This window comes from Thermophilibacter provencensis, from assembly GCF_030372065.1.
Taxonomy (GTDB): Bacteria; Actinomycetota; Coriobacteriia; order Coriobacteriales; family Atopobiaceae; genus Thermophilibacter; species Thermophilibacter provencensis_A.
This window is the reverse complement of sequence record NZ_JAUDEA010000012.1, coordinates 30596-42843: the sequence shown is the minus strand read 5'-3', so window position 1 is coordinate 42843 and position 12248 is coordinate 30596. Positions and strand designations below refer to the sequence as shown.

Genomic DNA, 12248 nt, shown 5'->3' with positions numbered 1-12248 from the left:
ATGCACAGCCAAGCACTAAATAAGTCGAGAAACATACGTGCATCGGTGACGCGTTTTCTGGTGGCATCTGCTATATTAACTTGCAGTTTTGATATCTTTCTTACTCTCGAGGTGGCGGGGGCAACTATCCGCTATTGCCAAATTGCAGAGATGTGTCTGGCGTGCATAGCATTAGGCGGTAAGGGACACTACAGAGGGATATTAAGAGACAAGAGCTTCATTGCTCTCTTGGTGTTTGTCTGCCTCAACACAGTGTTCGTTTTCAGATCGGAGAGTCTCACAAATGCAATTGGATATGAAGGCTGGCTGCTCATCAACGTTATCTTTCTAGTTGCCGCTTATGGCCTGACCGAGCGCGGGGATGTATCTGTTTCCTTTCTGGCGCGGTGGTATCTTGTTGGCTCCTCGATTGTGGCTCTATTTGGCTTACTTCAGTTCGCGCTCTCACATGTTGGCGTGTACTTGTTTGTTACGCAGTTTGGTCAGACAGGGTTCGGGAGAATCAACGGCTTTTCCTTCGAGCCCTCCTACTACTCGACATATCTGATTGCAGCGTGGGTCACGCTTGCATACCTGGCGGAAAAGGGCAGTTTTATCGTTCTTTCCAGACGGATGGGGTATGGATGTCTCCTGGTGCTTACTTTGTCGATTCTTCTTTCAACATCAAAGCTAGGGTGGGGCGCCATGGCGCTTTGGGTGGTACTCCGCGTGATCATGGCCTTAAAGTCTGCGTTATGCGGCCGCTCATTTGGGTCTAACATAAGTGTTAGGCGCGCGGTTCCCCTCGTGGCTATTGTGATAGTCATAGTCTGCATCGTTGGTCTCATTGGACAAAAATATGATTTAATTAATACATTTTTTGCTGGTTCGGGACTGTTTGGAACTAGTGCGCACTCTAGCGGCGACAGGCTAAGCCGAATGGGCAGCCTGCTTGCCCTATTTGTTCAATCCCCGCTGCTGGGCGTGAGTCTGGGTGGAGTTGACCCGGCACTTGCGACATACCTGGATATTCCCTACTCGACCAATGGGTTGGGGATAAATACGACGCTCGAAGTGGCGGTGGCGACGGGGGTGTTTGGGGCGCTTGCATGGTTGTTTTTTGTGCTTACAACTTGCCTTTTCCGGCCATTCGTAAGCAAGCGCGATGCGTGCTCGCTGCTCACAAAAGGGCTGGCTGCTGGTGTTGCAATACAGTTTCTGCTTCTGCAGGCAAATCAAAATATGCTTCGACCGTACTTCTGGGTTGGAATCTCGATTCTCTTTGCGGCCCTACAAAAGGGGGGCATGGCATCACGGAGGGCCGACCCACATTTATTGGGCGGGGAACGCGCGGATAATTCAAGCGGTCAAGCTCTATGAATTGGAAAGAAGTAGTAGGCAACGCAGCAGTTGCTTTTATGGCTCAAAGCGTTGCGATGCTGCTGAGCGTTGTTCAAACGCTGATAGTGCCCAAGTTTCTCGGGGTGACACAGTTCGGATATTGGCAGCTATTCGTTTTTTACGCGTCATACGTAAAGCTGTTCAGCTTAGGACTTAATGATGGTGTCTACCTAATAAACGGCGGTAAAACCTGGGCGACAATCAACAGAAGTCTTATCTCGTCCCAGTTTGCGTTTGGACTGCTATACGAGTCGATTATTGCGTTTGGCCTCGGTCTCTTCGCATTTATGGCAAATCTGGAATTTGGCCGAAGGCTAGTCATATTCTGCGTGGCAATATTCTTGATAATCCAGAACGCCTGTCTATATATCACGGGAGTTCTGCAGGCAGTAAACGAAACGAAGAAATCCTCAATGTTTACCATCGTAGAGAGGATTGCCTACCTTGCGTTTCTCGGCGCGTTGTTCCTTGGGGGAGTTCGGAACTTTGTGCCATATGTGCTGCTTAACCTTCTGTCAAATGCAATTGGTTTAGCGTACTGTCTGTGCGAGTTCAAGGGTGTCTTGCGTTCGGGATTGGCGAACGTTAGAGAAACTGCTCGCGCGGCGATTTCTAGCATCCGAGTTGGAATCAAGTTGACAATAGCCAATCTCGCCAGCACGCTTATTGTTGGTTTGTCGCGCTTTGCCATAGACGCTGCATGGGGAATCGAGGTGTTTGGCAAGGTCTCGCTTTCGCTGTCTCTCACCACATTTTTTCTTGCTTTCGTCAATCAGGCAAGTATGGTGCTGTTCCCGGCGCTGCGCCAATCCGGGGAGAGAGAGATTGATGGATTCTTCATCTTTTCAAGAGACTTTATGGGAATCTTCTTTCCGTGTATGTACCTGCTGTACTTTCCGATAGTCGCGATGCTGTCTCTATGGCTTCCCGACTATCAAGATAGTCTTCAATTCTTTATGTATCTAATTCCAATTTGCGTATACGATAGCAAGGTAAACATATCGTGCTTTACCTATCTCAAAGTCAAACGCCTAGAGGCTCGGATGTTGACAGTCAACCTGCTGACAACCACTTTCAGCGCCATTGGTACTGCAATTGCAATATCGGTGTTCGACTCAGTCTACGGTGTCTTCATCTCGATGGTGAGTGCCATTGTAATTAGAAGCTATTACCTCGATTGGTTTGTTTCGAAGCGAACCGGTGCTCCGAAGAGTTTAGTTGGGCTTTCCGAGTTTCTAGTAACGGCTGCATTTATTTTGAGCGGATTGCTTCTCTCTTCAGTGTGTGCGGCCCTTGTGACGTTGGCATTTTGCTGTATGCACCTTCTGGTATGTCGGGAACGTGCTGCCGAAATGCTTGACCTGCTGAGGCGACGGATTTAGCCAAGGACCAATCTGGTCCTGTTATTGGAGATGCGAAACAAATGAGTATAAAGTTCGGTACCGGCGGAGTCAGAGGGAAGCTGGGCGAGGAAGCTGGGCGCATAAATGAGGGGGCTGTCGCCCGCGTGACTCAGGGGTTCGCGAACCACCTTCGCGAGCGCTTCGCCGTCCCCTCCGTCGCGATTTGCCGCGACTCCCGCCATTGCAGCGATGAGTTCGCGCGGCGCGCGGCGGAGGTGCTTGCCGGAAACGGCATTCGAGCGCTGCTCTTCCCGCGTGTCGAGCCAACGCCGGCGCTCTCGTTTGCGGTGCGTGAGCTGGGATGCTCAGCGGGAGTTGTCATCACCGCATCGCACAACCCCAAGGAGTACAACGGCTACAAGGTCTACGGCGCTGACGGCTGTCAGATTACCGTTGCTGCTGCCGCTGAGATCCAGGACGAGATTAACGCTGTCGGCCCCGACAGCGTGCAAGCGGTTGCTTACGAGGAGGGTGTGGAGTCGGGGCTTATCGGCCTGATTCCGGACGACGTGCTCGACCGCTACTGCGACGCTGTCCTGGCGCAGTCCACGGGCGCCGACTGCTCGGGCCTGCGCGTTGCCTACACCCCGCTCAACGGCACGGGGCTCGAGCTCGTGTCGCGCACGCTCGCGGGAATCGGCGTGACGGACCTTCACGTGGTTCCCGAGCAGGCCGAACCCAACGGCGACTTCCCCACGTGCCCCAAGCCCAACCCTGAGGAGCCGGCGGCGCTCGAGTTGGGGGTTGCGCTCGGCCAGCGCGTTGGGGCGGATGTACTTCTCGCCACGGACCCGGACGCAGACCGCGTGGGCGTCGCGGTCCCGCACGACGGCGAATGGAAGCTGCTCACGGGCAACGAGCTCGGGCTGCTCCTGCTCGACTTCTTGGCCACGCGCGCTGGGGCCGCGGGCGAGGACATGTCGCACAAGGTGGTGGTGACCACGATCGTCTCGGCGCCGATGGCGGACGACCTGGCGCGGGTGCACGGGCTCGAGCTCAGGCGCACGCTCACGGGATTCAAGTTCTGCGGCGAGCAGATCGGCATACTGGAACGCCAGGGTCGCGAGAGCGACTTTCTTTTTGGCCTTGAGGAGAGCTACGGCTACCTGGCGGGCACCTACGTGCGAGACAAGGACGCCGTGGTGTCCTGCGTGCTCGCATGTGAGCTGGCGGCGTACTGGAAGGCACGCGGGCTCGACCTCTGGGAGGCGATGCGGGCGCTCTACGATCGGTACGGGCACTGGGGCAACGAGCAGGTGTCCGTTGCCTACGAAGGGGAGGATGGCGCGGAGCGCATGGCGGCCGTTATGGACGCGCTGCGCTCCGAGCCGCTCGCGGAGCTGGGCGGGCTCGCGGTGGAGCGCGTCATCGACTACGCCCCTGGCGCGCCCATGCCCGTGGTGAATCCTCTTCCGGGCTCTCCCGCCCAGGTCCTTCCGCCCTCCAACGTGCTCGAGTGGCGTCTTGCTGGCGGGTCGCGCGTGCTGGTGCGTCCGAGTGGAACCGAGCCCAAGGTGAAGGCCTACGTGTTCGCTAAGGGCGAGACGTCGGAGGAGGCTGAGGGGCTTCTTGCCAAGCTCGTGCGGGAGGTGCGAGGGCTCCTCTCGTAGGGAATCTCAATTGGTTACGGATGGGCGGCGGTCGCGTGGCGTGCGCGGCCGCCGCCTTTTGTTTGTGCGGTAACGGAGGGGCCACGACGGATGTGGCAGGATGCAAGAGCGCCTTTACACCCCAGGGGTCGGTAGTGTCGCGAAAAGTGGTGTAGGGGGTCTCCGGCCGGAATCGGTAACGTACAATTTCTTGCGCACTTTGACAGCGGAATAGCGTCCAGGTAAGGAAGGAGGGCGCGGCCCGCCCCGGTATGATTCGAGTTGCCTAGACAAGAAACATGCTGGAGGAGGAGCCATGCCCGAACCCATTGCATCTTTGAACGAGGAGTCGTTGAGGGCCGACCTTCGCGAGCTCGTCAGGAGGACCGTCGAGGACACGCTGAACGGGCTCCTCGAGGAGGAGGCCGGCGACCTTGTGGGCGCCGAGCGCTACGAGCGCACCGCTGACCGCGAGGCCTACCGCGCCGGGCACTACGAGCGGAAGCTCGCGACGACGCCCGGCGAGGTGACGATCAGGATGCCCAAGCTCAAGGGCATGCGGTTCACAACGGTCATCATCGAGCGCTGCCGGCGCCGGGAGACCTCGGTCGAGGAGGCGATGATCGAGACGTGCCTCGCCGGGGTCTCGACCCGCAGGATAGAGGACGTCTCCGAGATCCTCTGGGGCTCGAGCGTCTCGGCCGCCACCGTCTCGAACCTGAACGAGAAGGCCTTCGAGGCCGTCGAGGAGTGGCGCAACAGGCCGCTCGAACGCGCCCACCCCTACGCCTGCGTCGACGGCATCTACCTGAAGCGCGGCTGGGGCGGCAGCTACGAGAACGTCGCCGTGATGGTCGCCATAGGCGCCGACGACGACGGCTGCCGCGAGGTCATCGGCGCCGCGGAGGGGTTCACGGAGTCGGCCGAGTGCTGGCGCGAGTTCCCCTCTTGGCTGAGGTCGCGGGGGCTGCGCGGCGCGCGCATGTTCACGGGGGACAAGGCCGCCGGCATGGTGGGGTCCATCGCCGAGGTCTTTCCCGGCGCCGCCTACCAGCGCTGCACCGTGCACTTCTACCGTAACGTTCTCGCCAGGGTGCCCAAGTCCAGGCGAGCCAAGGTCGCGGCCATGCTCAAGGCGATCCACGCCATGGAGTCGCGCGAGGCCGCCGAGGCCAAGGCGCTGGAGGTGGCCGCCGGCCTCGACGGCATGAGGCTCGGGGAGGCCGCCAAGGTCGTGAGGAACGGCTATGCGGAGACCCTGACCTACACGAGGTTCCCGCGCGAGCACTGGCGGCGCATACGCACCAATAACGCGATCGAGCGCCTGAACAGGGAGATACGCAGGCGCACCCGTGTGGTCGGCACCTTCCCCGACGGGAAGAGCGCCCTCATGCTCGTGACCGCCAGGCTCAAGTACGTCGCGGAGAGCGAGTGGGGCTCTCGTCGCTACCTGGACGTGACTCTGCTGGAGGGGTAGCCGTACCGGAGGGCGGGCCTATGGGGCTGTCGGAAAGTGCGCAAGAATCTTGACGGTGCCCGGCGCGAAACGTTTGCGCGGATGGTTGGTTTTTCATTAGCGGTATCAGCAGTCATCGACCCCGCGCAGGTCAAGGCCGTTCGCAGGATCAAGGGCCTCTCGGGCGTGAAGAACGACCGCGTCGACGCGGGGCTCATCGCCGAGGCGCTGCGCATCGGCCAGTACGACCCGATGAGGCTCGCCACCGACGAGGTGCAGTCGCTCAGGACGCTCACCCGCTACCACCAGACGTTCAAGGCCGAGCTCGCCGAGGTGAAGACCCAGTGCACGTGCCTGCTTGACTCCTACTTCCCGGAGTACGCGTCGGCATGGTCGGACGTGTTCGGTGCGGGCAGCCGCGCGGTGCTCTCCAAGAGCCCCCTGCCGTCGGAGCTGGCCCGCAGGAGGGTCGACTTGCTGCAGCGCGACATCTCCGAGGCCGCGCGCGGCAGCAGGCGGATGGGCGGCAAGGCCGCCGAGCTCAAGGCGCTCGCCAAGGCCTCGGTCGGCATCAGGCTCGGCGAGGCGGCGGCGTCGTTCCAGGTGAGGTCGCTCGTGCGCCAGATGGACTTCCTCGACGGCGAGTGCGCCGAGGTGGAGCGAAAGGTCCGCGAGCTGCTCGAGAGGGTTGAGCCGCTCGTCCTCACCATCCCCGGCGTCTCGTACACGACAGGGGCCAAGATCGTCGCCGAGATAGGCGACATAGGGCGCTTCCGCAACGCGGCGGCGCTCGTGAGCTACGCCGGGCTCAACTCGTCGGTCAGCCAGTCGGGCAAGTTCGACAGCGGCGGAGGGCCCATCACGAAGCACGGCTCGCCGTACCTCAGGCGGGCGCTCTGGCTCGCCGCCAACAGGGCGCGTCAGTACGACCCGACGCTCAGGGCCTTCTACGAGAGAAAGCGGGCCGAGGGCAAGTGCCACCGCGTGGCGGTGACGGCGGTCGCCAGGAAGCTCTGCCACATCGTCTTCGCGGTGATGCGCGACCAGGCCCCCTATGACCCGGCGAGGCCGGGAAGGGACCCGTCAAAGCATTCGGTATCCGGTTCTCAAGGCGCTGGTTCCGATGAATCTGGAAACGAGAAAAGCTAGCCTTCAGGTCTTGACTTCATATAGCTGGTCTCCTTCCAACGGGCGAGGGCGCCCGGATGGCGCCCTCCCAGCTGAAAGGCTATCGGATTCTGGGACCAGTATCGTTTATGTAGAACGGAGGTACTAACTAGGTGCAGTACTCATGAGCGCCAACGCAACTATTTCTCATCTATTGAGTGAACAGAACCGCAAGACCGATGTCGGCGAATGCTGATTCGCCCTGACGTTGTCTCCGAGCGCTCACCGAACCGATTCTATCGATTGCCTATTTTCAATCCCTGATATTTGGGGCCTAAGTATAAGTGGAAGGAACGCTCTATCCCCCTAGGGAACCGCATAACTAGATTGTTGCTCCAGTATTGTTCGTCAACTATCACGAGAAAGGACTGACGATGACGAAACGGCTAAGACAAGGACTATCCCTTCTGATGCTCTCGCTTTCTGCATTTATATTGTCTTTCGTGATTGCGTCTCCTGCATGGGCGCAGAACGAGGTTCTTGAGGTTAATCAGGCCTATGAATTGAAGGCGGGGTCCTATTCTTTCCTGCTTGGCTCTGATGGACGCGTAACCATCAAGGTTATTCCGGGGTCTAGCTCCGAAGATGCAAATGCGGGGTGGAAGGTTGATGTTGAACGTACTGAAGTAGCCTTGGGCTATCCCCCTGACATGCCTCCCTATTATGCTTCTGGGACCGCCCGGTTGAGCGACGCGCAGGGCGTAGAACTTAATGACGGGTTGAACGCGGGAACATACGCCCTCAATCTCAGCAATCTCGATGCCGCTCATCCGTTGCCCGATGACGCTACGGCTACTGTCGTTGTTCTTTACGACTACGGCCTAATGAGCGAAAACGAATCCGAGTCGAACGACTCACCTATCGCGGCAGATTTGATTGAATATACTTTGTTTACGATGTCCGGAACGGTTCATCCAACTGGCACTAGCTCGGGACCAGACTACTTCCGCTACACAACCAACGTTGCCGGCATGCTTACCGTTGAGTTTACAGGAGATGCTGATTCGAATATGAGTTGGCAGCTGGAGGTGTTTGACGAGTCCGCCGCCTCAGTCTCCGACGCTCAGCCCCTCGGTAAATGGCGGCTGGGGACTGATGGCCAGACACAGAAGTTCCAGGTCAGGGCTAGCGACACAGGGATGTATTACGTGGCAATCGTTCCGGATGAGCATACTCAGGCATCAGGAAGTTACAAGTTGAGGGTGTCATGCACACCTGATAGCTCTATTACTATGTGGCGCCTTTACAACCCCTATACGGGGGAGCATCTCTATACATCAGATTACTCAGAATATGAAAGGCTCGGCACAATTGGATGGAAGCTCGAAGGCAAGGCATGGGCAGCGCCCGTCATAAGCGGTGACCCTGTTTGGCGCCTTTATAACCCATATACTGATGACCACCACTACACCACGAGCAAATCCGAATATGACGAGCTTGCCGGACTAGGGTGGAAGCAAGAGGGCATCGGTTGGTATTCTGCCTCACGTGAAGACGGACTGCCCATATATCGGCTCTACAACCGATACAACGGATACCATCACTACACTATGGACGAAGTTGAGAGTATCGCACTGAGTGAAATCGGATGGACGCCAGAGGGTATTGGCTGGTATTGCTATGCATAAACGGCCTCACTCGCCTTTCTTCAGCATGGAAGATTAGTTGAGTGGCGCCCCTGGCTCTTCTCGGGAAGTCCATTAGGAACTTCCTCCCCAAAGACCAGGGGCGTTTCTTTTTTGTTTGTTGCGATTGAGAGGCGACTACGAGCGCCGACTGATTCCGACCAATAGCGCCATCGAGAGACTTAAGTGCGATATGCGCAGGTGCACACGCGTAATTGGGGCCTTCCCCCGCGGCAGATGTTCGACATGCTTCCCATGGAATCGAACGTACCGAGAACACGCCCGATATGATGAGGCTTCGACGCTAATACCAATCAGCGTCATTCCCCCGCCTGAATAAATGAGCTCGAGCCTTTGTTCATAGCGCTCAGCATTCTCAGAACAACATCCCTACCCCAAAGGGCTACACCCGTTGCCTCAGCGAGTTCCTTGGCGCTGGCGGTAAAGTCACTGTTGGTCATCACCACCCCGACATTGCAGTGGTAGAACTGCCTCCCAGCCGTCACTTCCTGCACCGCCTTGTTACCGACCAGAGAGTCGTACCTCTTGCACTGGATTGCATAAGTGACACGATCTTTCTCGCACAGAATGTCAACCCCTTGGTCTCCGCTGCCACTCGTCACTTCAACCTTCTTGTATCTGTTGGCCTCGAGGAGCCTCGCGCAGAGCCGCTCGAACTCATACCCCTCCATGGCGTCAATAGAGCCAATCAACTCATCCGGGCACTCGTACTCATGGGCGGGCTCCTCAACGTTCTTTACTCGGACTTTTGTACGTGAGTAGAGCTTGTTGTTCTTTTCCATAAGCTTCGCAAGCCTGCTGGCATCTAAATCAAGATCTAGCACTGGGAATAATCTCTGATCCTCTCCCGAAGATTGTCGAGACGCGGCCGTCCTGATATCGGCAATGAACGTCGAGCAACAGTCATCCAGTCCCGAGAGAATCTCCCTTGCCAGATGCCTGGCTTCGCGAAGCGCCGGCATACATGACAACGGGACATCGATGATGAGCAGCTTCAGATACTCGGGAGCAAGTTCTCGGTAAGCCTTTGTCATCAAATATGCGGCCCTGTCAGCATGCTTGATGACAAGCGAGTCCCACGGGCGCTTGTCCATCTTTCTTAGTAGGTGAATGGCCTTGTTGGTTTTCTTTCTCCCATCTCAGCATAATTGAGGGCACTATCCTCGCCCTCGCAAAGATGACCTCGCGGAGTGACTGATGTTGGAGACCAGCCCCAATTGACCTGATTGTGGGGTTTGCCTCGACGGGGCTCGACCATAGCCTGCATAGGTCTACCTGTTCGGAGAGAATCTGCGCGAACAGGCATAGCTGCCAATCAGACTGCCTCTGCTCAATGATTGTCATCGCAGCTTCAGAGAGGTGTCGCATGTCAAGCTCCCCCTACAAGTAGGATAGATAAAGCACGCCAATGATTAATTGACGCTATACCAGCGCCGATCTGCGCCAGGTCCCTGCGGTACTCGTTGTAGATGGCCTTTCGCCTGTACTTTTGCCGAGAACACGATGTGGTACTCGCAGAGCCACTTCGCGTGAGCGAGGCTGTTGGTCCTCTTGGCCACGGCAATCACCTTCCCCTCGGGGCTGGCGACCTGAACAATCACCATGCTAGGGGGAGGTCTACCACGGGGAGGCGTTGCGCTTGCTGTGAGAATTCAAGGGATTGACTCGGCGGACCATCTTGAAGATAGCGACATTGCTCAGTTTACGAAGACGTATAGGGTACTGAGTCTTCGCTCGCGTGGCCGAGGGAACGGTTTTGCGGCGGAAGATGTTGGCATCAATTCCGAGATAGGTGCCATAATGGTCTTCGGCCACTCTCTCTCGGGGTTGTGTGCCGAATGTTGGTGTCGGGCCACCCCCCCAAACCTGCCCGATTGTAGCGCCTGATATATAATCTAACCTGTCAAGAGGCAGAGATGCCCTGCCCGCTTCTTTGCGGGTGGGGGAGTTTCTCTATGTCCGATCCAGGGCGCCCGTCGGGGCGTTGAGCCGGCACGGCTTCGGCGATCTCCAGTCTGACATCCGCGCGTTGGCTAGCGCATTCCGATCTCTCCGGCACGGGGAACCCGCCTTCTAGTATCGCGCGTGGCCCGCAGGCTGCGCATAGGCGCTCCGCGGTTCTCCCCATCGCCGCCCTCTTGGGCGCCCGGGCCATCGGTATGGGTCAGCCCTCGCAGACCGCGAGGGCCCAGACGAAGCCCGCGAGCTCGCGAGCGACGGCGACGTTGGCCTTGCTCGCCTGGATGCCGCGCCTCCTGAGCCTCTCGGCCTCCGCGGCGACGCGCGCCGCCTCCGGCCCGATGCCCGACCTCTTCGCTATCTCGGTCGGGGACAGCGGGCTGCGCCTCCTCGCGTGGTGCCAGGCGGCCTCCACCATCAGCGTGCGGGCGTGCCCGTTGCCCGTGCGGGTGATCGGGCCGCGCGAGACCCTCCCGCCCGACGAGTCCTCCGAGGGCACGAGCCTCAGGTAGGACATGAAGGCGGGCGTCGAAGGGAACCGCGAGAAGTCGCCGACCTCCGCGGCGATCGAGAAGGCGGTCACCGTGCCGATCCCCCGGACGGCGGAGATGCGGGAGACGAGGGGCGCCCACTCGGGCTCGGCGGCGAGCCCGGCGACGGCGGCGTCGAGCCGGTCGCGGCGCTCCTCGCAGGCGACGACCTGCTGCAGGCACTCCCCCATCACCAGCCGCCTGAAGTCGATCGTGCCGTAGGCGGTCATCGGCATGTCGGCCAGCGCCATCGGCGCCGCGCCCTGCTGTAAAGTGTCCATGTGGTCATCTCCCAAGTCTCTGTCAGCGTGGTAACTGAAGATTCTAGGCGGTGGCCACACCCCTTTTCGGGGGTGCTCTGACACCAACGTTTGGCACGCTATCGCCAAATACAATGAAAACTATAGACACGCATGCAACGCAAAGACTTTCAAGCTGGTGGATTACCGTTGTTCCCTCACAGAGCGCTACAGTCCTGAAGAATTTGCCAGACTCGTACAGTTTTACGTTCTCGATAGACCTTTTGATCAGAAAGTGGAAGACAGGGCCAAGACGCTTGAAGGTTATGGCTGGAAGGGAAACCCTCAGTCAACCAAACTGGAGCGTCTGCTTCTCCAGCAGTCGGGCATTCAGCAGTTCATAATACTGGGGAGTAATTCAATCAAAGAGACTCTAAAGATTATGAAGCTCGATGAGGAAATCTGTGCTGATCATCCACGAGCTCTCCTGCACCGCCCAACAAAGATAAAGCTTAACGAGGACGGGTCCATTACTCGCGCCAGCAATGATAACAGGATGCAATGCCTGCTCAAGAATATTCGAAATGGGATTGCCCATGGGCAGACCTACATCTTCCCAAATGGAGCCATCCTGTTGGAGGACAAGGCTGACGAAGGCGCTGTTACTGCGAGGATTCTCGTGCGCAAGGAAAGTTTGTTGAATTGGATTGACGTAATTCAGGCGGGAAGCCAGAAGACGTGAGCAGTTCTTGAGGCCGAGGTAAGGGCTCGCCTCAAAGGAAACGCTGGCCGGATGTGCCATTCAATAATACCATATGAATATATCTACTCTAATTAAACCACAAACCTTGCAAAGTAGTATTTAGCATTAAGTTCTGC

General features: G+C 57.9%; 9 protein-coding genes. 7 read left to right on the top strand and 2 right to left on the bottom strand.

What is annotated here, in order from left to right:
• From QUW25_RS07845 to QUW25_RS07820, 6 genes are all read left to right on the top strand, one after another.
• Positions 1-1359: an O-antigen ligase family protein gene (locus tag QUW25_RS07845; RefSeq protein WP_289511656.1), complete on the top strand. Its 1359-nt coding sequence runs from the start codon at positions 1-3 to the stop codon at positions 1357-1359.
• Positions 1356-2762: a lipopolysaccharide biosynthesis protein gene (locus tag QUW25_RS07840; RefSeq protein ID WP_289511655.1), complete on the top strand. Its 1407-nt coding sequence runs from the start codon at positions 1356-1358 to the stop codon at positions 2760-2762. The genes QUW25_RS07845 and QUW25_RS07840 overlap by 4 nt, the downstream gene beginning before the upstream one ends.
• A 41-nt stretch (positions 2763-2803) precedes the next feature.
• A complete protein-coding gene (locus QUW25_RS07835; protein WP_289511654.1) occupies positions 2804-4393 on the top strand; it encodes a phospho-sugar mutase in 1590 nt (529 codons plus the stop codon).
• 295 nt (positions 4394-4688) lie between these two features.
• Positions 4689-5849, top strand: coding sequence for an IS256 family transposase (locus QUW25_RS07830; RefSeq protein ID WP_289511653.1), 1161 nt, complete (start codon positions 4689-4691; stop codon positions 5847-5849).
• 36 nt (positions 5850-5885) lie between these two features.
• Positions 5886-6977 (top strand): IS110 family transposase, encoded by a 1092-nt coding sequence (locus QUW25_RS07825; protein WP_289511652.1) that lies wholly within the window; start codon positions 5886-5888, stop codon positions 6975-6977.
• A 428-nt stretch (positions 6978-7405) separates the two neighbouring features.
• Positions 7406-8623, top strand: a complete 1218-nt coding sequence (locus QUW25_RS07820; RefSeq protein WP_289511651.1) for a hypothetical protein — start codon at positions 7406-7408, stop codon at positions 8621-8623.
• 317 nt (positions 8624-8940) lie between these two features.
• Here QUW25_RS07820 and QUW25_RS07815 read toward each other — a convergent pair whose 3' ends face one another.
• The gene (locus tag QUW25_RS07815; RefSeq protein ID WP_289511650.1) at positions 8941-9735 is read right to left on the bottom strand and encodes a restriction endonuclease; all 795 of its coding nucleotides are present in this window, start codon (positions 9733-9735) and stop codon (positions 8941-8943) included.
• Between the two features lie 1070 nt (positions 9736-10805).
• A complete protein-coding gene (locus tag QUW25_RS07805; protein ID WP_289511649.1) occupies positions 10806-11411 on the bottom strand; it encodes a transposase in 606 nt (201 codons plus the stop codon).
• Positions 11412-11568: 157 nt separating this feature from the next.
• Between QUW25_RS07805 and QUW25_RS07800 the strand changes: the two genes are divergently transcribed.
• On the top strand, positions 11569-12111 hold the full coding sequence (locus QUW25_RS07800) for a hypothetical protein (RefSeq protein ID WP_289511648.1): 543 nt from the start codon (positions 11569-11571) through the stop codon (positions 12109-12111).
• Positions 12112-12248 lie beyond the last annotated feature (137 nt).